This is a genomic window from Kribbella sp. NBC_01245, from assembly GCF_036226525.1.
Classification (GTDB): Bacteria; Actinomycetota; Actinomycetes; order Propionibacteriales; family Kribbellaceae; genus Kribbella.
This window is the reverse complement of sequence record NZ_CP108487.1, coordinates 6,632,924-6,653,116: the sequence shown is the minus strand read 5'-3', so window position 1 is coordinate 6,653,116 and position 20,193 is coordinate 6,632,924. Positions and strand designations below refer to the sequence as shown.

The 20,193-nt window shown below is 66.8% G+C and carries 16 protein-coding genes; 7 read left to right on the top strand and 9 right to left on the bottom strand.

What is annotated here, in order from left to right; all coding sequences use genetic code 11:
• Window positions 1-5: 5 nt before the first annotated feature.
• Window positions 6-1,490: an alpha/beta hydrolase gene (locus OG394_RS30355; protein WP_328990576.1), complete on the top strand. Its 1,485-nt coding sequence runs from the start codon at window positions 6-8 to the stop codon at window positions 1,488-1,490.
• A 12-nt stretch (window positions 1,491-1,502) separates the two neighbouring features.
• Here the strand turns inward: OG394_RS30355 and OG394_RS30350 are convergent, their stop codons facing one another.
• From OG394_RS30350 to OG394_RS30340, 3 genes are all read right to left on the bottom strand, one after another.
• Window positions 1,503-2,945 carry a C40 family peptidase gene (locus tag OG394_RS30350; protein WP_328990575.1) on the bottom strand — a complete coding sequence of 481 codons (1,443 nt, stop codon included), beginning with the start codon at window positions 2,943-2,945 and terminating at the stop codon, window positions 1,503-1,505.
• A 282-nt stretch (window positions 2,946-3,227) separates the two neighbouring features.
• A complete protein-coding gene (locus OG394_RS30345; RefSeq protein ID WP_328990574.1) occupies window positions 3,228-4,028 on the bottom strand; it encodes an endonuclease/exonuclease/phosphatase family protein in 801 nt (266 codons plus the stop codon).
• Window positions 4,029-4,111: 83 nt separating this feature from the next.
• Window positions 4,112-5,182, bottom strand: a complete 1,071-nt coding sequence (locus OG394_RS30340; RefSeq protein WP_328990573.1) for a WD40/YVTN/BNR-like repeat-containing protein — start codon at window positions 5,180-5,182, stop codon at window positions 4,112-4,114.
• A 115-nt stretch (window positions 5,183-5,297) separates the two neighbouring features.
• On the opposite strand from OG394_RS30340, the gene OG394_RS30335 reads away from it, so the two are divergent.
• Window positions 5,298-6,170: a bile acid:sodium symporter family protein gene (locus tag OG394_RS30335; protein ID WP_328990572.1), complete on the top strand. Its 873-nt coding sequence runs from the start codon at window positions 5,298-5,300 to the stop codon at window positions 6,168-6,170.
• Between the two features lie 65 nt (window positions 6,171-6,235).
• On the opposite strand, the gene OG394_RS30330 is transcribed toward OG394_RS30335, so the two are convergent.
• The 3 genes from OG394_RS30330 to OG394_RS30320 all read right to left on the bottom strand — a co-directional run bounded on the left by OG394_RS30330 (window position 6,236) and on the right by OG394_RS30320 (window position 10,191).
• Window positions 6,236-7,525: a ThuA domain-containing protein gene (locus OG394_RS30330; RefSeq protein ID WP_328990571.1), complete on the bottom strand. Its 1,290-nt coding sequence runs from the start codon at window positions 7,523-7,525 to the stop codon at window positions 6,236-6,238.
• A 13-nt stretch (window positions 7,526-7,538) separates the two neighbouring features.
• Window positions 7,539-9,377 (bottom strand): glycoside hydrolase family 3 protein, encoded by a 1,839-nt coding sequence (locus OG394_RS30325; protein ID WP_328990570.1) that lies wholly within the window; start codon window positions 9,375-9,377, stop codon window positions 7,539-7,541.
• A 196-nt stretch (window positions 9,378-9,573) separates the two neighbouring features.
• The gene (locus OG394_RS30320; RefSeq protein ID WP_328990569.1) at window positions 9,574-10,191 is read right to left on the bottom strand and encodes a CGNR zinc finger domain-containing protein; all 618 of its coding nucleotides are present in this window, start codon (window positions 10,189-10,191) and stop codon (window positions 9,574-9,576) included.
• A gap of 119 nt (window positions 10,192-10,310) precedes the next feature.
• Between OG394_RS30320 and OG394_RS30315 the strand changes: the two genes are divergently transcribed.
• Window positions 10,311-10,736, top strand: coding sequence for an SRPBCC family protein (locus OG394_RS30315; protein ID WP_328990568.1), 426 nt, complete (start codon window positions 10,311-10,313; stop codon window positions 10,734-10,736).
• Between the two features lie 104 nt (window positions 10,737-10,840).
• On the opposite strand, the gene OG394_RS30310 is transcribed toward OG394_RS30315, so the two are convergent.
• Complete coding sequence (locus tag OG394_RS30310; RefSeq protein ID WP_328990567.1) at window positions 10,841-11,140, bottom strand: thiamine-binding protein; 300 nt, start codon at window positions 11,138-11,140, stop codon at window positions 10,841-10,843.
• 105 nt (window positions 11,141-11,245) lie between these two features.
• Here OG394_RS30310 and OG394_RS30305 point away from each other — a divergent pair, with 105 nt between their 5' ends.
• The 4 genes from OG394_RS30305 to OG394_RS30290 all read left to right on the top strand — a co-directional run bounded on the left by OG394_RS30305 (window position 11,246) and on the right by OG394_RS30290 (window position 17,224).
• A complete protein-coding gene (locus OG394_RS30305) occupies window positions 11,246-12,886 on the top strand; it encodes a GMC oxidoreductase (protein WP_328990566.1) in 1,641 nt (546 codons plus the stop codon).
• 462 nt (window positions 12,887-13,348) lie between these two features.
• Window positions 13,349-14,002, top strand: coding sequence for a TetR/AcrR family transcriptional regulator (locus OG394_RS30300; protein ID WP_328990565.1), 654 nt, complete (start codon window positions 13,349-13,351; stop codon window positions 14,000-14,002).
• Window positions 14,003-14,053: 51 nt separating this feature from the next.
• Window positions 14,054-14,557, top strand: coding sequence for a DUF2867 domain-containing protein (locus tag OG394_RS30295; protein ID WP_328990564.1), 504 nt, complete (start codon window positions 14,054-14,056; stop codon window positions 14,555-14,557).
• A 165-nt stretch (window positions 14,558-14,722) separates the two neighbouring features.
• Complete coding sequence (locus OG394_RS30290; RefSeq protein ID WP_328996882.1) at window positions 14,723-17,224, top strand: bifunctional FO biosynthesis protein CofGH; 2,502 nt, start codon at window positions 14,723-14,725, stop codon at window positions 17,222-17,224.
• A 333-nt stretch (window positions 17,225-17,557) separates the two neighbouring features.
• On the opposite strand, the gene OG394_RS30285 is transcribed toward OG394_RS30290, so the two are convergent.
• On the bottom strand, window positions 17,558-18,178 hold the full coding sequence (locus OG394_RS30285; protein ID WP_328990563.1) for a hypothetical protein: 621 nt from the start codon (window positions 18,176-18,178) through the stop codon (window positions 17,558-17,560).
• A 37-nt stretch (window positions 18,179-18,215) separates the two neighbouring features.
• A complete protein-coding gene (locus tag OG394_RS30280) occupies window positions 18,216-20,174 on the bottom strand; it encodes an acyl-CoA dehydrogenase family protein (RefSeq protein ID WP_328990562.1) in 1,959 nt (652 codons plus the stop codon).
• Window positions 20,175-20,193: the final 19 nt, after the last annotated feature.

Genomic DNA, 20,193 nt, shown 5'->3' with positions numbered 1-20,193 from the left:
TGGACATGCGACGGATCGGCCTGGCTTTAGTGGGGGCATTGCTGTGCCTTGCCACCTTGCTCACCGCGCCTTCTTTTGCGGCTCCCGCCGACGAGAAGAGAGTGATCACCTGGAAACCTTGCCCCGAGGACGCGGCCGTCCAGTGCGGCACGATCAAACTGCCGGTGGACTGGTCGAAACCCGGCGGCCCGTTGTTCGAGCTGGCTCTCGCGCGACGCGCGGCGACCGGTGTGAGCAAGGGCCCGCTCTTCATCAACCCCGGCGGCCCGGGCGGCTCCGGCGTTTCGATGACGCTGTCGGCGCCCGCCCGGTTCAGCCCGGCCCTCCTGCAGAGCTTCGACATCATCGGCATCGACCCGCGCGGAGTGGCCCGCAGCCATCCGGTGGTGTGCACGGCCGCCGCGATGAACCAGCCGGGTAACCGGATCATGCCGGGTAACGCGGCCGAGTTCGCCGAGCTGGTCGCGTTCAACCGGCAGCTCGCGGCCGACTGCCGGCGGGAGACCGGTCCGCTGTTCGATCACGTCGACTCGCGCTCGGTCGCGCGGGACGTCGACGCCGTTCGCGCCGCGCTGGGTGCCGAAAAACTCAACTGGTACGGCGCTTCGTACGGCACGTTGATGGGCCAGATGTACGCCGAGTTGTTCCCCGGCCGGATCCGCGCCATGGTCAACGACGGCAACATGGACCACAGCCTCGACATCGACCGTTTCATCCGCTCCGACAGCGCTTTCGCCGAGGACTCGTACAACCAATTCGTTGCCTGGTGCAACCAATCGGCCAACTGCGAGCTGCACGGCGAGGACGTGAAGGCGGTCTTCGCCGATCTGCTCCGGCGGGCCGATGCCGGCACTCTGGCCGACCCAGCCGACGGCAGGCCGATCAGCAACTGGGATCTGCTCGACGTCACCCAGTTCTACTTCAACCGGCCGCGCTGGGTCGAGCTCGGCAAGCTGCTCGCCTCCCTCAACACCGGCGTCCCGGCTTTCAGGTCTCTTAGTACGGACCTGGTGGAAGACGTGCGCCCGCAGTTCTGCCAGGACTGGGCCGTGCCGATCAAGACGTACGACGAGCTGGACCGGCTCTACCAGGCCACCCGCAAGGAAGCCCCCGGGATGCGTGCGTCCGTCATCGCCCTCGCGTCGTCCACCCAGTGCGTCGGCCGGCCCGGCAAGGTCAACAACCCGCAGCACCCGCTCAAGGTCATCGGCGCGCCCAAGATCCTGATGCTCAACGGCGTCCACGATCCCGCGACGGGTTACGCCTGGGCGGAGAACGTCAAACGGCAGCTAGGTGACACCGCGGTTCTCGTCACCTATGAGGGCGCGGGACACGTCGCCTACACCCGCAATACCTGCACCCGCGCGGCCGTCGACGCCTACCTGCTGGACCTCACGATCCCGGCCGACGGCACCCGCTGCCCAGCGAGCAACCCGGCTCTCACCACCACGCTGACCGCGGACCCAACCGACCTGACCACCCGCTGGTAGCCGCAGCCAAGGTTAGGGACGGCCGAAGAAGTCGGGGGCTTCCCAGTAGTAGACGCTGTCGATCCGGACCGGACGACCAGTTCGCGGCGCGTGGATCATCCGGCCTTCGCCGATGTACAGCGCGACGTGGAAGATCGTGCCCGGGTCGTCGGCGTCCTCGGACCAGAAGATCAGGTCGCCCGGACGAAGCTCGTCCTCGGAGATCTTCCGGACCTGCTCGTACTGCGCGACGCTGTAGTGCGGTAGCTGCACACCAGCTCGCGCCCACGCCTTCATCGTCAGCCCCGAGCAATCCCACGAGCTCGGGCCTTCGGCACCCCAGACATACGGCTCGCCCAGCTGAGCGCGAGCGAAGTCGATCACGCCCGCGATGCCCGAACGACCCGGCTCATCGTCGTCATTACCCCCGCGACCGGCTTCCTTCTCGGCCTGGCGCGCGGCCTCCTCGGCTTCGCGCGCCGCCTTCTCCCGCTCGGCCCGCGTCTTCGCCTCGCGAGCCCGCTTGGCCGCCTGCTCCGCCCGCTCGGCCGCCTTCCGGGCACGCTCGGCCTTGGCCCGGCTGGCCTGCTTCGCCGCCTCGGCAGCACGCTCGGCCGCCTCGGCAGCCGCCTTCGCCGCCGCCCGCATGCGCAGCTCTTCCGCCTTACGCGCGGCCTCGGCGGCAGCGCGCTGGCGTGCCAACTCCTCGAGCCCGTTCTGCCGCTGCTCGGCCACTTGGTACGACGTTTGCCGCAGCTTCGCGAGCTGCGTGATCTGTGACTTGCGCTCAACGCCCATCGCCGAAACCGCAGCTGCCTGCGAACGCTGCGCCGCCTCCGCCTGCGCCTTCGCCACGGCGGCCGCCCGGGTAGCCGCGGCCACCCGCTTGAGCGCTTCCGCGGCCTGCAACCGGAAGGCGTTCCGCACGAGCTGCGTCGCCGAATACCTCAGGTACGACGCTTGCATCGCGGACGAGATCGACCGGTTGGCCCCGGCCGAGTCGAGCAACTCCTGCGGCCCGTCCACCCGGAACAGTGGCGCGACCTGCGCGAGCTCACCACCACCCTGGTACGACGCGGCGGCGAACCGGCCGATCTGCCGGCGCTGTGCGTCCAGCGTCCGCTCGGCCTTCTGCGCTCGCTCGGCGGCAGCCTTCGCGTCGGCCTTGGCCAGACCCAGCTTGTAGACGGCTCCGTTGTACGCCTCGGCGGCCCGCTCGGCCACCTGGCCCAGCAGCTCGAGCCGATCAGTGGCTCCCGCGAGTCGTTGCTCGATCGCGGCAACCTGCGCGGCCTTCGCGGCGGCGGCCTTCTTCGCCGCGTCCACCTCGCCCTGTGACGGGATCACCGGCGGCGTCGGATCGCCGTACGCCGGCACCACCGTGAGCGCCATCGACCCCGTCATCGAGATCGCGAGAACCCCCGCGAGCACATGTCTGCCGACCCTGCCGGAACGCGCCCCCGTGACCGTCCGCATGCCGCTCACCTTTCGCCGGGCGCGAATCCCTTCCCCAGGCTTCGCGCTCTTTTGGTGCTCAAGAACCACATGGGCGACACTAGTTGCCTTCAGCCCCAATGGGAACACTTTCCCCACAATTAACATGCGTATCTCGGTGTGTCACCTTGACAATTACACCAATGTAATTCCCGACCCCTCGAACCAGATGCCCGCGGCAACCACCGACTCCCGGGCCACCGGCAACAAAATCCGCCGCCCTGCCAACAAGCGGCAGGACGGCGGCTGAAACGGGTGGTGCGGTCAGTTGAAGGTGTACGTCGCCACAACCGGCAAATGGTCGGAGGCAAGGGTGGAGACGACCTCAGCCGCGCGCGGGGTGAGGGCCGAGCCGTGCAACAAATAGTCGATCCGCTTGGTCGGCTTCTCAGCCTCGATCGTGTAGCCGGGGCCAACCCCCACCACCGGCCAGGTGTCGGTGAGGATGGACGTCAACGTCGTGATCGGCTTGGCAGTCGGTACGGCGTTGAGGTCTCCGATCAGCAGGGTCGATCGCAACGACGAGCCGAGCGTGGCGGCGACGCGATCAGCCTGTTCCTGGCGTTCCGCGTCGTTGTTGTGGGTCAGGTGTGTGTTGGCGACGCGGAGCTCGCGGCCGCGGACCTTGATCGTTGCCTCGAGCAATCCGCGCTGCTCCTGCCCCGGGTACTTCGGCAGCAACGTGTTGCCGGAGGCACGGATCGGGTAGCGCGACAGGATCGCCGTACCGTATTGACGTCGAGGCGCACCCGGCGTCAGCGGATCGAGGTCCAGGTTCGCGGCGTACGTGACATGCAGGTCGAGTCGGTCGGCCAGCCAGGCGGACTGGTCGACCCAGTTGCTGCGTTCGCTCCAGTGCCGGTCGACCTCCTGCAGGCCGATCACGTCGGCGTGGGAGGTCTCGATCACCTGGGCGATCCGCTCCAGGTCGAGAACGCCGTCGACGCCCTGGGCGTGATGGATGTTGTAGGTCATGACCCGGATCGACCGGACCTCGGCAGAGGCTGTGGACGGCACGATCATCAGCAAAGCAGTGAGCACTGCAAGAAGGGGGAATCTGCGCATCGGCCCATCGTTGGCCGCCTCGGCGAACCCGGCACCACGAGAACGTGTCGCGGAAGGAAAACCTCCCGCGACACGGCCTCAAACTAGCGAACGAGCTTGGCGACCCGGCCGTTGATTCCAGACGCCCAGCAGGCGGTTCGCCAGCCGGTGCGGGCGCACTCGACGCTGTCGAAGCTGCCCTCGTCGAACTGGTGCCAGCTCTCCCCACCGTCATAGCTGACATCGCTACCGGACGGGCCAACGGCGACCACGGTCTGACCCGTATGCGGCAGGAACGCCGAGCCCGAGCGATACCCGGCCGGGGCCTGATCGTCCGGCACGAGCTTCCACGTCTTGCCACCATCGCGCGTCACCGATGCCGCCTTGACCGCGTCGTCCGGCTTGAGGAAGTCGCCACCGACCGCGACCGCGTGCAACGGACCGCGCAGCGCCAGCGAGAAGATCCCGGCCGCGGCACCACTGCCCATCGGGGAGTCCGTCACCTTCCAATTCCGGCCGCCGTCGTACGTCCGGAACACACGCGGGCGGTCGGCGCCACCAGTCGCGAACCACGCCATCCGCCCGGGCCCGGCGACCAGGCAGGTCCCGCTGGCGGCGAAGGCGAACTCGCCCGGCAGCGCGGCCGGCATGCCCTTGGTCGACTGGACGGACCACTTCTTGCCGCCGTCGTGCGTCTCGAGAATGCGGAACTTGCCGTCGACCGGGTCACTCAGGGCCAGACCGTGGCGGCTGTCGTTGAAGTCGAGGCAGTCGTAGAACGCGACGGGGTCCAGGTTCTTGAAGGTCTCGGTCCAGGTCTTGCCGCCGTCGGCCGTCCGCAGCACGCGCGAGTCCTCCCCCGGGCCGATGGACAGGGCCACCGCGCGCTCGGAGTCGAAGGCCTCGATATCGCGGAACAGCAGCGTCTCGGCACCGGCCGGGCTCACGTTGGCCCAGTTCTTGCCGCCGTTGACCGTGCGCAGGATCTGGCCCTTGCTGCCGGCAACCCACGCCACGTCCGCGCTGACCGCGGCAAGCCCACGGAACTGCGACGCACTGCCGGTTGGCGTCAACTCCCACTCATATGACGGCCCTCCACCGCCCTGTGCGGGTAATGTCAGGCTCGATATCAGTAGTACTCCGGCCGCTAGGGCGGTGGGGCGCAGGATCCTCATGCCCGGCAAGGTAATACAGAGCACCGACATTCGACAGAGCTATTGCCGAGCCTGACCACCCCTGCCACTCTTGGTCATCCGACCAACTCGGGGGTCGAAACCCGGGAGCTGATCCTTGTCCGACTCCGTACTCACCTCGGTGCTGTTGCCGATCGCGCTGGCCATCATCATGCTCGGCCTCGGCCTGACGCTGACCGTGGCCGACTTCGCCCGGGTCGCCCGGATGCCGAAGGCCGTGCTGATCGCCCTCGGCTGTCAGGTGATCCTGCTGCCGCTGATCTGCTTCGGCATGGTCAAGATGCTCGGGCTGGCACCGGCCCTGGCCGTCGGCATGATGCTGCTGGTCGCTTCCCCCGGCGGTACGACGGCAAACCTGTTCAGCCATCTCGCCGGCGGAGATGTCGCGCTCAACGTCACCCTGACCGCGGTGAACTCCGTACTGGCCGTCGTCACCCTGCCGATCGTGGTGAACCTGTCCCTCGCGCACTTCCTCGGCGACGGCCAGATCGGTCTGCAGCCGGCAAAGATGTTGCAGGTCTTCGCGATCGTCCTGATCCCTGTGGCACTCGGGATGTTCATACGCCGACGGCGGCCGGCCTTCGCGGAACTGATGGCCAGACCGGTCAAGATCGGCTCCGCCGTCGTACTGGCGCTAGTGATCTTCGCGGCCATCTACACCGAGCGGGACAACTTCCTGGGTTACTTGGCCGAAGTAGGACTCGCAGCTCTACTTCTCAACGTCCTCAGCCTCTTCATCGGGTACGCCGTACCACGCCTCGCCCGGCTCGGTGAACCTCAGGCCATCGCGTGCTCGATGGAGATCGGCATCCACAACGCCACCCTCGCGCTCACCATCGCCCTGAGCCCTGCCCTGCTGAACAACAGCGAGATGTCGATCCCCGTGGCGGTCTACGGCATCATCATGTTCTTCCCCACCGCAGCCTTCGCCTTCGCCCTCGGCCGCAGCCGCCAGGCCGTCATCGCCTAACGTGGATCGCTTGTTTTAAAGCCCTCTTGCGCCCGAAGAGCCGAGACTCCTCGGGCGCAAGGGCTTTATACCTGCGTCAGGCGGAACGACTGAGCCGCACTGCCATTGCAGGTGAGCTGGACCAACTGCACGCTGTCAGCGGTCGAGCCGTTCGGGACTGTGAGGCACTTGTTGCTGTGACGGGCAACGAAGTGGAAGTAGCCACCACCCTCGGACACGGCCTTCCACTGCTGGTTGTTTCCACCGCCGTACGCCCAAAGGTGCAGCCCGGCGTTATCGGCCGTCGAAACGCCACTGACGTCGATGACCTTCGTGGCGTCGTTGCGATAGTTCACTCGCGTAAAGCCGTCCGAGGTCGTCGCGAACTGGAATTGCTGGGCCATCGATCCGTTGCACGCGTACTGCTGGATGACGGTCCCATTCGCAATCCCGGCCGCGCGAGCATCGACGCACTTGCCATTCGCCTTATTCGCAACGGAATACCAGGCGGCGGGGTTCGGCTGGTCGACCGGCGGAACCGTGCCGCCGCCACCGCCGAGCCACTTCAGCGCGTCGACCATGAACTGGTTCTGCGTGGCACTCTCGAACGTCGACGACAGCCGGGTGTTGGTGTCGTAGTTCATCGCGTTGTGCCCGAAGTTGGCGTAGATCATCTTGAAGTTCTTGTTGGTCCAGATGATCGGGTAATACCCGCTGTACCAGGTCTGGTTCGGGTCCGTGCCGACCGGGAAGCTGCCGGGATCGATCGACGCCAGGATGCTGATATTCGCGTTGTTGCGCAGGTCGTTGGTCCAGCTGTACCACTCGCTCACCGACGACCGGAACGTGTTCGGCAGGTTCGCCGTCGAGGCGTGCGGACGGTTCTCCACCTTCAGGTTCACCGCCGTCGGGCCCCACGTGTTGTTGCGGAACGTGCCGGTGCCGAGCAACGTACTGAAGTACCACGGCCAGTTGCCGCTGTTGGTATTGAACGCCGAGACGTGGAAGCCGAAGAAGCCGCCGCCATTCTCCATATAGCGCTGGAATCCAGTCCGCTGCGACGCGGTCCCCGGCGAATCGTCGAGGAACATCACCACCTGGTACTGGGAGGCACTGAGGTTGTTCAGCAATTCCCAGTTCGTCGTCGCGGTGTAGGTGAAGTTGTGCTGCGCGGCGAACTGCGGGAATTTCTGGTTCGCCTCCTTCACGAAATCGATGTGCGCGGCATCCCAAGTGCCGTGGTAGAAGGCGATCACGTTGAAAGCAGGCGCCACTTCCCGGGTATCCCGGGCAAAGGCGTTGCCGGTGACCAGGCAACCGCAGACGACGAGTAATGCGAGGATTCGGGCGATCAGGCTCTTGCGGGCGGCGAGCATGGGCGGATCCTTCCTAAGGGCGATAGCGGAGTCCGAAACCGAAGGGGAACAGCGGCGTCTGCCCGTCGCCGACGTTGATGGGTTGCTGTGCGACGCTGCGCATCCAGGTGACCGGCAACTTCCCGGTCGGGTTGTAGTCACCGAAGAGCACGTCGGCCACCCCCTGGCCTTCCGTACCAGGCAGCCAGGCCTCGATCAGCCCGGCCCACTTCGGCAAATGCTCGGCGATCTCCAGCGGACGACCCGAGACCAGCACCACCACAACCGGTACGCCGCTGGCCTCCAACCGGGCGAGCGTCTCGAGATCGGCCTGGTCCAACCCCATCCCCAGCGGCCGATCCCCCTTACCTTCGGCGTACGGCGTCTCCCCGATGACCGCCACGGCCACGTCGTACGACTTGTCGATGCCGGTGCCGTCCTTGCTATAGGCAACGGTCGTCGATGCGCGAACTGTCTGCCGAATTCCCTGCAGGATGGTGGTTCCGATGGTGGTCGGGCCACTCGCACCTTGCCAGCCGACGGTCCAGCCGCCGGCCTGGTTACCGATATCGTCCGCGTTCTTGCCCGCGACGAAGATCCGGTTGCGCGACTTGTCCAGCGGCAGCACGCGGCCGTGGTTCTTCAGCAATACCTGGGATTCGCGTACGGCCTGACGCGCCAGCTCGCGATGCGGTTTGCTGCCGATGGTGGCCGTCAATCGCCGATCGGTGAACGGTTTCTCGAACAGCCCGAGCTCGAACTTCTTCGTCAGGATCCGCCGGTTCGCGTCGTCGATCCTGGAGACCGCGATGAGCCCGGCCTGAACCTCCGTGCGCATCGTGTCGATGAACGCCTTCCACGCGAACGGCACCATGATCATGTCCATGCCGGCGTTGATCGAGGCCGTCACCTCCGCGGGCGTGAACCCGGGCTGCCCGTCGATCTTGTCGATGCCGTTGTAGTCCGATACGACGATGCCCTTGAAGCCGAGTTCACCTTTCAGCACCTCGTTGATCAGGTACGAGTTGGCGTGCAGCTTGACCCCGTTGAAACTCGAGTACGAGATCATCACCGAGCCGACGCCCTTACGCACGGCCGTCCGGAACGGCTCGAGGTGGATCGCCCGCAGCTCGGCCTCGCTGATGTTGGTCTCGCCCTGGTCCTTGCCGTTCAGCGTGCCGCCGTCGCCGACATAGTGCTTGGCCGTCGCGAGCACCGAGGCCGGGTCACTCAGGCGGCGCCCCTGCATACCGGTGACGATCGTGCTCAGCGATGACGCGAGCTGCGGCACCTCGCCGAACGACTCGTACGTACGGCCCCAGCGGTCGTTCCGCACCACGCACAGGCAGGGCGCGAAGTTCCAGTCGATGCCCGTGCCCGCGACCTCCTTGGCCGTGACCACGCCGATCCGCTCGGCCAGTCGCGGATTCCGGGTCGCGCCGAGGCCGATGTTGTGCGGGAAGACCGTCGCGCCGTACACGCCGTTGTGCCCGTGCACCGCGTCAACGCCGTAGATCAGCGGAATCCCGAGCCGCGAGGCCAGGGCCTGACGCTGGAATCCGTCGTACATGTCGGCCCAGGCCTGCGGCGTATTCGGTGTCGGCTGCGAACTGCCGCCTGAGAGCAACGACCCCACGCCGTACGTCGCAATGTCGACGGGATCACCGATGCCGAGCCGCTCGGCCTGAATCATCTGCCCAAGCTTCTCGTCCAGCGTCATCCGGCTCATCAGGTCGCTTACGCGCACCTGGATCGGACGCCGACTGTCCTGATAGGCCAGGTCGGGAGCAGTGGTCGCCGGTGCGCTGACGGGATGACCCACCGCGAGCGCGCCGGTCAGCAATCCGGCGACAAGTCTGGTTTTGATGCGCATGCGACCCCTAGTTACCGATCGATCACGGGGGGAAATTTCAGGGCTTAAATTAACTTATTGAAGATCCCTTCGCAATACCCCGGGAAGCCCTTTCCGTTGCGGAACTCCTGGCCGAATCGAGGCCGGCGACCGTGACAACGCAACAGCGCCCCGCCCGGATCGGGTCCGGATGGGGCGCTCTGCGGAGCTTGGGGGCCTAGCGGGAATCGACTTCCGGGCGGGCCGCGCTGCTGTTAGGGCTGCGGGATGTCTTTCGGTGGTGGGAGGCGCGCGCTTTGGCCCGATTGCCGCAGAGCTCCATGGAGCACCAGGTACGGCGGCGGTTGCGGGAGTGGTCGTAGAACGCCCATCGACAGCTGGGCTCCCGGCAGGCCTTGAGCCTGCTCCAGGTCCCGGCGGCCACGGCGTCGGCGACAACGCCGAGCAGCGTGGCGAGCGCGTTGTCGACTGGGTCCAGCCCGTTCGGGGCGAGCCGCGGTGGATGCGTGGTGAGGTCGAGCACCAGGGGGAGTTGGCGAGCGAGCTGGGCAAGGCTGGTGCGGGCGGCGGGGTCGAGGCCATCCGGCCGCGGGCTGGCAACGGGTGGAGCGTTGTTGTCGGCGATGAGCGCCCGCAGTCCTTCACGGACGGTTTCGGCGCGGTCGCGTTGCTCGGCGTTGACCACCGTGTCGGCGGGCAGCAGACCTCGGGCGTGCAGCCAGTGCGCCAGTTGGGCCGGAGCGGCGATGTCGTCGCCGTCTGCGCGGCGGGTGTTGATGAACTCCTCGACTCCACGCAGCGGCAACGGCGCCGCTGCGCCTTCCTGCTCAGTCATAGCCACACCCTAACCGACCATTGACAATAGCCGGGTACATAACTAGCGTTCCGGGTTCGTCAGTTAGATCGTTCTGCGCTGTCGCCACGTAGAGATCCGCAACTCAAGAGGAGCAGGACATGGCCACCGTGATCAGGGAAATCGTCATCAACGCCACGCCCAGCGAGGTTTGGGCCGTCATCGGCGACTTCGCCGGCGGGCCTACCAAGATGGCACCCGGTTTCGTGACCGACACCCGGCTGGAAGACCCCGAAACCCGACTGGTGACCTTCATCAACGGACACCTGGCCCGCGAGCGCCTCATCGCCCGTGATGCCTCCGCTCGACGCATCGTTTGGGCATTCACCGACGGGTGGGCGAAACCCGACCACAACAATGCCGCGATGCAAATCCACGCAGACGGCACCGACCGCAGCCGACTCGTATGGACTCACGACGTACTGCCCGACAACCTCGCTGAACCTCTGGCCGCGGCCATGGACGGCGGCCTGCCCATCATCAAGCAGACCATCGAGAAACGAGCCGCGGCGGCCGTAGAGAACTGACCTGAACTCCGGGCCGAATCGACGATTGCCGCCCGGCGACCGTGACAACGCAACAGCGCCCTGCCCGGATCAGCCCCGGGCAGGGCGCTACGAGGTTGCAGGGCTCAGGAGTTGAGGTGGGACTCCAGCCGCTCGACCTTGGCGGTGAGCTGGCCGGTGTGGCCGGGCCGGATGTCGGCCTTGAGCACCAGACCGACCCGGGGCGACTTCGCGGCGACGACCTCGACGGCCTGTTTCACCACCGCCATCACCTTGTCCCACTCCCCCTCGATATTGGTGAACATCGCGTTGGTCTCGTTCGGCAGGCCCGAATCGCGGACCACCTGGACCGCCTCGGCGACGGCCTCACTGACGCCGCCGGTCTCATCACCGACGGCCGGACTGATACTGAAGGCAACGATCATGCGTCCACCTTGCCAGGCTCCAGGACTGGGTCCGATTTCTTTCACCTTCGTGACGCTCGTCACTCGTACCGCTACCAATCGCGGTCGGCCGACTACTCTGCGCGGATGACCGTGCATATCGAGACTCACCCGTCCGCAATCTCGAGACGCCGTTTCGCCGGCTTGGCCGCCTTCACCTCCGCTGCCGCCCTTGGCCTCACCCAAGTGGCGACCGCTCGCTCAGCCTCCGGCGACACCAGTCGCCGCCGGGAGTACGTCCCGGCCGTGGTGGTCGGTACCGGCTACGGATCGGCGGTGACCGCGCTCCGCCTCGGCGAGGCCGGTATCACCACGACGATGCTGGAGATGGGCCAGTTGTGGACGAAACCCGGCCGCGACGGCAAAGTCTTCTGCTCGACGCTCAACCCCGATCACCGGTCGATGTGGTTCGCCCGCCGAACCGAGGCGCCGCTTTCGACGTTCCTCTGGCTTGATGTGGTCAACCGCGATATCGGCCGCCCGTACGCCGGCGTACTGGACCGCCTCGACTACGACAACATGGGCGTGTACGTCGGACGCGGCGTCGGCGGTGGGTCGCTCGTCAACGGTGGCATGGCGCCGACGCCAGAGCGGGCGTACTTCGAGAAGGTGCTGCCGAACGTCGACGCGAACCAGATGTACCGACGGTTCTACCCGCTGGCCAAACGCCTGCTCGGCGTCAACTCTATCGACCCGCGCTATCTGGAGAGGACCCCGGCGTACCGCTATGCCCGCGTCTCCCGCAAGCTCGCGCACCAGGCGGGATTTCGTACGACGGTGATCCCGAGTGTCTACGATTTCCGTTATATGCAACGCGAAGAGCGTCGGCAGGTGCCGCGGTCGGCGCTCGCGGGTGAGGTGCTCTACGGCAACAACCACGGCAAGAAGTCGCTCGACCAGACGTACCTCGCGGACGCCGTCGGCACCGGCAATGTCACCATCCGCACGCTGACGAAGGTGACGAGCATCCGCCGCGAGCGCGACGACTACGTCCTGACGCTCGAGCGAATCGATGCCTGGGGCAAGCTTCTCTGGCGCGGCGAACTCGGCTGCCGCTACCTCTTCCTCGGCGCCGGCAGTCTCGGCACCACCGAGTTGTTGCTCAGGGCAAGGGAAACCGGCGCGCTGCCGAACCTGCCCGAGTCGATCGGCCGCGGCTGGGGTCCGAACGGCAACGTCATGACCGCCCGCGCCAACCATTTGTGGGACAGCACCGGCACCCTGCAGTCCACGATCCCGACCCTCGCGATCAACAACCTGCACGATCCGGTCCATCCGGCTCTCGCCGAGATCGCACCACTGCCGGTCGGGATCGAGACCTGGGCCAGCCTCTATCTGACGATCACGTCCAACGCCGAACGCGGCCGCCTGGTCTTCGATCGCGCGAACAACAAGGCCAAACTCCTCTGGGGCCCCGGCCAAAGCGATCCCGCCATCCAGGCGACGAAGGCGTTGTTCGACAAGATCAACCGCACCACCGGTACGACGTACCGCCACGACCTCTTCGGCAACAACGAACGCTTCGCCGCCGACTTCTGCTACCACCCCCTAGGCGGCTGCGTACTCGGCCGAGCCACCGACAACTACGGCCGCGTAAAGGGCTACCCCAACCTCTACGTAACCGACGGCGCCCTCATCCCCGGCTCCATCAGCGTCAACCCCTTCCTAACCATCACCGCCCTAGCCGAACGCAACATCACCCACCACCTCCCCACCCTCCACCCCTAATCCCCCCACACCCAACACCTCGCCGCCATCCCGCTCATCGGTCCCTTGCGCCCCGGCGCGCCGCCGTTCATCGGACCCTTGTGCCCCGGCGCGTCGGCGTTCATCGGTCCCTTGTGATCACGCGCCGGCGCGTCATCGGGCCCTTGTTACACGGCGCGTCGAGGTTCGTCGGGCCCTTGTGACCACGCGCGGAAGTCTTGGCAGCAAGGCCAGCCAGTAACGCACCTTGCATTCCTTGGTCATAAGGGACCGATGAGCGGCGGCGCGCCGGGTCACAAGGGCCCGATGAACGGGATACGTCAGGCCGCGCGGCGTGGCGCGAGGTCGGGACGACGAGCGACGGCGGCGAAGCGTGCGACCGCGGGGCGAGGGCGGCGGGGGCGGCGGCGACGGCGACGGCGGCGGGGCGAGGACAACTGGCGAAGGCGGCTGCCATACCAAACGGTATGGTATGGTCCGGGCATGGTGGCGCGGGAGGATTGGGTGCGGGTTGGACTGGGGGTGTTGGCGCGGGAGGGGGCGCCGGGGGTGACGATTGAGCGGTTGACTGGGGAGTTGGGGGTTAGCAAGGGGTCGTTTTACCACCACTTCAAGGGGGCCGGGGGGTTCAAGACGGCTTTGCTGGAGTACTTCGAGACGCAGAACACCCGGCGGTTGATGGATGCCGTTGAAGAGGATCCGACGGCGGCCGGTGTGGTGAAGCTGCATCGGTTGCTCGAGCTCATCCTGGACGACTCGCGTGGGTATGACCTGGAGATCGCCATTCGGGCCTGGGCCTTGCAGGACGACGAGGTTCGGGCTGCGCAGGAGCGGGTGGATCGGACCCGGACCGACTACCTCGAAGGGCTCTGCCGCGAGATCCTGAAAGACCGCAGGAGCCAGCGCGAGAGCCAGCGCGAGAGCCCGAAAGGCCGCGAGAGGGAGAAAGAGCGCGAGAGCCGGAAGGACCGCGAGAGCGCGGCGGGCGTCGAGACCGGCGAGGCGGCGCATTTGGCGCGGTTGCTCTACCTGATTCTGATCGGCGCCGGGCAGGTTGTGCCCGGCGTGCCGCGGGATGAGTTGCGTGCGATCTATGCGATGACCCTGCGCCTGTCCATCGGCGAGACCGCCCTCTGAGCAAGCGCAGGCCTGACCAAAGACCGAATCGAACCGAACTGGAGGAACGACGTGAGGGTTCTGACGTATGCCGAGGAACTGGGTGAGGCGCTCAGCACGGCGGATGAGTTCGATGTGAAGACGACCGTCGGCAAGGCGGATCTGCGCGAGTTCACCGCGGGGGCGTTGAGTTGGTCGCCGCTTTGGATGCGGGCGTTGTTCGCCGTCCGGTACGTGTTCGCGAAGGCCTTGCGCCTCGATACGGCCAACGTGCCGATCACCGCGCGGCCGACGCCGACGGGGATGGACTTCACGCCCGGCAGCAAGATCGGCTTCTTCACCGTCACCCGTGCCGAGGAGGATCGCTACTTGCTGCTCGAGGTCGTCGACAACCACCTCACCGGCTACCTCGCGATGACCGCCGAGCCCGTGGCAGACGGCAACAAGCTGAGCCTGATCACGATGGTGAAGTTCCACCGGAAGGCCGGCAAAGGGTATTACCAGGTGATCAAGCCGTTCCACCATCTGATCGTCACGGGCATGCTGCACGCCGGCGCCCGCGCAACCAAGCCCTGACACACGCCCAGGCACGGGCCGTCCGAGCATTGCCCAGGCACCCGGGAGAGGCCAGGTTCGAGACCGGTGCTTGCGTGTGCATAGGTTCGACATAGGCTCAGGTGCGTGACTGATCACGTAGAGCAGACCGGCCCGGCTCCACAGTCCACCCCGGCGAACGCCCCTGTGAGTACGGCGATGCGCCGAGCGCTGAAACGCGCGGACGACGGCAAGACGCTGGACGCTACCGAGGTGGAGGTGCTGCTCACGGCCAGTGGCGATGCCCTCACCACGTTGATGGCGACGGCTGCCCGGGTTCGCGACCAGGGCCTGGCGGATGCGGGCCGGCCCGGCATCGTGACGTACTCCAAGAAGGTCTTCATCCCGTTGACCCGGCTGTGCCGCGACCGGTGCCACTACTGCACGTTCGCGACCACGCCCGGCCGGGTTCACTCGCCGTACCTGAGTCCTGACGAGGTGCTGGAGATCGCCCGCCAGGGTGCGGCCCTCGGTTGCAAGGAGGCCCTCTTCACGCTCGGCGATGCGCCCGAGGACCGCTGGGATGCCGCGCGGAACTGGCTGGACGAGGCCGGGTACGACTCCACCTTGGACTACGTGCGCGCGATGGCGATCCGGGTGCTGGAGGAGACGGGACTGCTGCCGCACCTCAACCCTGGCGTCATGTCGTGGCAGGACCTGCAGCGGCTCAAGCCCGTCGCGCCGAGTATGGGCATGATGCTGGAGACGACGTCGCGCCGGCTGTTCGAGGAGAAGGGCCAGCCGCACTTCGGCTCCCCCGACAAGGATCCGGCCGTACGGGTGCGGGTGCTCGAGGACGCGGGCCGGTCGAACGTGCCGTTCACGACGGGCCTGCTGATCGGCATCGGCGAGAATCTGGCCGAGCGGGCCGACTCGATCTTCGCGTTGCGCCGGATCGCCCGCCAGTACGGCGGAATCCAGGAGGTCATCATCCAGGGGTTCCGGGTGAAGCCGGATACCGCGATGCGCAACGACGCCGACGTACCGCTCGATGAGTGGCTTGCCGCGATCGCCGTCACCCGGATCGTGCTCGGGCCACGGATGCGCGTGCAGGCTCCGCCGAACCTGGTCGACCTGGCCGAGTGCCGCCTGCTACTCGACGCGGGCGTGGACGACTTCGGCGGGGTTTCGCCGCTGACGCCGGATCACGTCAATCCGGAACGGCCCTGGCCGCAGATCGACGACCTGGCGAAGGTCACCGCGGACGCCGGCTTCACGCTAAAGGAACGGCTCACGGCCCATCCCGAGTACCTGCGCGAGCCGTGGTTGGACCCGCGCCTGATCAAGCACGTCGAGGCTCTGGTCGATCCCGCGACCGGCCTGGCGAACGAAGACGCGTACCCGAAGGGCCTGCCCTGGCAAGAGCCCGACGGTGGTTGGGACAGCGTCGGCCGGACCGACTTGCACACCGCGATCGACACCGAGGGACGTCGTACCGAGACGCGGTCGGACTTCGACGCGGCGTACGGCGACTGGGACGTGCTGCGCGAGGACGTCGCGAACCGGGCGGCGCCGGAGCGGATCGACGGTGACGTGAAGCAGGCCCTCGCGGCCGCCGAACGCGATCCGGCCGGGCTCTCCGACGACCAGGCGTTGACCCTGATCACGGCCACCGGTCCGGCGCTCGACCAACTAGCCAAGATCGCGGATGACCTTCGCAAGCAGGTCGTCGGCGATGACGTGACGTACGTGGTTAACCGGAACATCAACTTCACCAACGTTTGCTACACCGGCTGCCGATTCTGCGCGTTCGCCCAGCGGCGGACCGACGCCGACGCGTACTCGCTGTCGATGGACGAGGTCGCCCAGCGAGCCGAAGAGGCTTGGGTGATCGGCGCGACCGAGGTCTGCATGCAGGGCGGCATCCACCCGGATCTGCCCGGTACGGCGTACGCGGACCTGGTGCGGGCGGTGAAGCAGCGGGTGCCGGAAATGCACGTGCACGCGTTCTCGCCGATGGAGATCGTCAACGGCACAGTCCGTACTGGTCTGTCGGTCGAGGAGTTCCTGATCTCGGTCAAGGAGGCCGGGCTGGACAGCATTCCCGGCACCGCGGCCGAGATCCTCGACGATGACGTGCGCTGGATCCTGACCAAGGGAAAGTTGCCCACGGCAAGCTGGATCGAGATCATCAGCACCGCGCACAAGGTCGGGCTGCCGTCGAGTTCGACGATGATGTACGGCCACGTGGATTCGCCGCATCACTGGGTCCAGCATCTGCGCACGATCGCGGCCGTGCAGGACCAGACGGGTGGTTTCACCGAGTTCGTGCTGTTGCCGTTCATCCACACCAACTCGCCGATCTACCTGGCCGGCGTGGCGCGCCCGGGTCCGACGTACGACGAGAACCGGGCGGTGCACGCGATGTCGCGGATCATGCTGCACGGGCGGATCGACAACATCCAGTGCTCGTGGGTGAAACTCGGCGAGGACGGTTGTGTCGCCGTACTGAACGGTGGCGTCAACGACATCGGCGGCACGTTGATGGAGGAGACCATCAGCCGGATGGCCGGTTCGAAGCACGGTTCGCGCAAGTCCGTGGAGGAGCTGACCCGGATGGCGACCGCGGCGGGGCGTCCGGCCCGGCAGCGCACCACGACGTACGGCGAGGTGCCGGCCCGGCCGAAGAGCCTTCTCGAACTGGCCTGAGAATAGGCAACCGCCGCTTTCCTTTAACCCAAGGGAAAGCGGCGGTCAGTAATTGAAAGGGCCCAGAAACAGCAGTGTCGTGGCGGCGGTCACCACCTCACCGGTGACCGCGACCACGACAACACGGGCTGGAAACGAGCCCTTGTACAGCTGATGGCTTCCCGCAACGCCTGGAGCGGGAGGCCACGTTTTGTCAGCGACCCGTCCGTCGCCGACAACCGAAAGAATTTCATGTGGCGTCGCTTCCCCGCGACGGTCAGGATCAAACATTTGCATGGATTTGATCAATGACTTTGCGAAGTCATTGAGTGACGTTTGGCTACATTCCCACGCTCAGTAAGGGAACGTGTCGTCCCTGCGGGTGGGATCGAGGTCCCAGAGTGAGAAGTCGACCACTTTGTGTGACTCCTCGCCGCCGGCCGGGGTCAGCCCGACGTCGTCGTAATCGCGCGAACCGATGCCGTGCAGGAAGCCGACCAGCTCGAACGCGGACACCACATCGTGGATCTCGTGCACCACGTCGTCGTTGTTCGCGCTCTCGGCCAGCCGCTGCGCGTAGGCGACGAACGCCTCGGGATCGGTCACCACGAAGTCGTAGCGAGCCTGGTACGACAGCCGCATGCCATGCTCGGGCACCAGCGGCAGGTCGGGCAGATCGTTCTCGAGGTCACCCTCGACGAATTCGCGATAGTCGTCCGGGTCCTCGAAATCGTCCGGGTTGATCGCCGGGTCGTCGAACTCGCCGGGCTCGTAGGAGTCGATGCCGAGGAACAGGTCGCCCCAGCCTCGCTCGTGCACGGCGTCGGCGAGCACGCGGGCCTGCACCCGCACCTGCTCGATCGCGACGGTGGCACGCAGATCGTGTAAGTCCAGCGCATCCGCCTGCTCGATCAGGATCCTCGCCAGTTCCCGGGCGGCAGTGGCGGCCGATGCGGCCTCCCTCGGCTCACTCATACGACGACGCTACAACCTCATGGCCTTCGGTTCAGCGTCAGCCCGCCGTGACCGCCTGCTTGGTTGTGGGCAGCATCGGTACGTCGACCAGCGCCGCGGGGATGCCGAACGCGTCCACCAGCTCGACCGCTTCGGGCCGGACCTGGGCCGCGAGCTCGTTCACCAAGGCGGTGATGGCCTTCGAACGGGCTCCGGACAGGCGGCCGTGCTCCATGTACCAGGCTCGCTCGTTCTCGATGGTGGCCAGCGCATGCAGGTCGTACAGGAGCTTGAGCGTCTCGCGGGCCGGGCCTTCCGGCGCGCGTCCGACCGCGGTCGCGAAGGCCTCCAGCACGATCCGCTCGACGTGTGCGCGGCCGGCTGCGATGACGTGGTCCTGGCAGCGGTTGAAGACCTCGAACGGCTCGACGCCGTCGTCGATCCCCCGCTTCAGCCGGCGGGCCACACCGGCGAGCATGTGCTGCTCGCGGAATCGCACCATGCCGCTGTGGTAGTCGTCATCGCGCAGACCGGCGTCGCTGTCGCCCTCGTCGACACGACTCGGTACGGCGTCGCGCAGCCGCTCGATCAGCTGCCGTACGGCCGTCTTCTCCACCGCGATCTCGACTGCCTGCGCCGTCACGAACTTGGCCACGCCGAGCGGATCGAGCTTGCCGAACGACTCGCGATATCCCGTCAGCAGGCCCTTCGCGACGAGTTGCAGCAGGACCGTGTTGTCGCCCTCGAAGGTGGTGAACACGTCGGTATCGGCCTTCAGCGTGGCGAACCGGTTCTCGGCCAGATAGCCGGCGCCGCCACAGGCTTCGCGGCAGGCCTGGATCGTCTCGGTGGCGTGCCAGGTGCCGAGGGCCTTGATACCGGCGGCCTGGGCCTCCAACGCGCGACGGTCGTGCTCACTGGTCTGGTCCGGGTCGTCGGCGTTCTCGGCGCCGAAGATGCGGACGAACTCGTCGACCAGCTCGGCCTGGGCGAAGTGCAAGGCGTACGTCCGAGCGAGCAACGGCAACAACCTGCGCTGGTGCATCCGGTAATCCAGCAGCAGGGCCTCATCCGCGGCGCCCGGCGCACCGAACTGCCGCCGCTGCGATCCATACCGTACGGCGAGCGCGAGGGCGACCTTGCTGGCGTTGATCGCCGCGCCGCCAACGGAGACCCGGCCCTGGACCAAGGTGCCGAGCATGGTGAAGAACCGGCGATCCGGGTTCTCGATCTCGCTCAGGTAGTTGCCATCAGCATCGACCTGGGCATACCGGTCGAGCAGCGCCTCGCGTGGTACCCGGACCTGGTCGAACGTCAGCCGGCCGTTGTCGACACCGTTCAGCCCGAGCTTCTCGCCGCAATCGCCGATCGTCACGCCGGGCATCGGGTTGCCCTCGTCGTCGCGGATCGGGACCAGCAGGCAGTGCACGCCATGCGTCTCGCCGCCGACGACGAGCTGCGCGAAGACCGCCGCCATCCGGCCGTGGCGGGCCGCGTTACCGATGTAGTCCTTGCGCGCCTGGACGTCGGGCGTGTGGATGACGAATTCGCCCGCCGCCGGGTCGTACGTCGCGGTGGTGCGGAGCGCCTGCACGTTCGAACCGTGGCCCGTCTCGGTCATCGCGAAACAGCCGAGCAGGTGTGCGTTCAACGCGTCCGGGAGGTACGCCTCGTGATGGCGGGTGGTGCCGAGGTGCAGGATGGCGCCGGCGAAGAGGCCGAACTGGACGCCTGCCTTGATCAACAGCGAGAGGTCGCCGTACGCGAGCGTCTCGAAGCCCGCGATGAACCCGCCGAGGTCGCCACCGCCGCCGAATTCCTTCGGGAAGCCGCGGGCGGTCTGGCCGTCATCCGTCGCTGATCGGAGCACGTCGAGGACCCGATCGCGGTAGGCGTCGCGCGGCAGCTCCAGCGCCTCGGTCAGCAGGCCGACGTGCTCGGCCAACCCCACCCGCGCCTGATCCCGCGCTTGCTTATACGTCCCATCCAAGTACTCCCGCAGCCCCGATTCACCCATGCCCCAAACGTACCGCCTG

Coding starts and splice junctions, on each gene's coding strand:
- OG394_RS30315 (WP_328990568.1), top strand. CDS start 10,311: ATGGCCACCGTGATCAGGGAAATCGTCATCAACGCCACGCCCAGCGAG.
- OG394_RS30285 (WP_328990563.1), bottom strand. CDS start 18,178: ATGAGTGAGCCGAGGGAGGCCGCATCGGCCGCCACTGCCGCCCGGGAA.
- OG394_RS30350 (WP_328990575.1), bottom strand. CDS start 2,945: ATGCGGACGGTCACGGGGGCGCGTTCCGGCAGGGTCGGCAGACATGTG.
- OG394_RS30325 (WP_328990570.1), bottom strand. CDS start 9,377: ATGCGCATCAAAACCAGACTTGTCGCCGGATTGCTGACCGGCGCGCTC.
- OG394_RS30300 (WP_328990565.1), top strand. CDS start 13,349: ATGGTGGCGCGGGAGGATTGGGTGCGGGTTGGACTGGGGGTGTTGGCG.
- OG394_RS30310 (WP_328990567.1), bottom strand. CDS start 11,140: ATGATCGTTGCCTTCAGTATCAGTCCGGCCGTCGGTGATGAGACCGGC.
- OG394_RS30320 (WP_328990569.1), bottom strand. CDS start 10,191: ATGACTGAGCAGGAAGGCGCAGCGGCGCCGTTGCCGCTGCGTGGAGTC.
- OG394_RS30340 (WP_328990573.1), bottom strand. CDS start 5,182: ATGAGGATCCTGCGCCCCACCGCCCTAGCGGCCGGAGTACTACTGATA.
- OG394_RS30305 (WP_328990566.1), top strand. CDS start 11,246: ATGACCGTGCATATCGAGACTCACCCGTCCGCAATCTCGAGACGCCGT.
- OG394_RS30330 (WP_328990571.1), bottom strand. CDS start 7,525: ATGCTCGCCGCCCGCAAGAGCCTGATCGCCCGAATCCTCGCATTACTC.
- OG394_RS30355 (WP_328990576.1), top strand. CDS start 6: ATGCGACGGATCGGCCTGGCTTTAGTGGGGGCATTGCTGTGCCTTGCC.
- OG394_RS30280 (WP_328990562.1), bottom strand. CDS start 20,174: ATGGGTGAATCGGGGCTGCGGGAGTACTTGGATGGGACGTATAAGCAA.
- OG394_RS30345 (WP_328990574.1), bottom strand. CDS start 4,028: ATGCGCAGATTCCCCCTTCTTGCAGTGCTCACTGCTTTGCTGATGATC.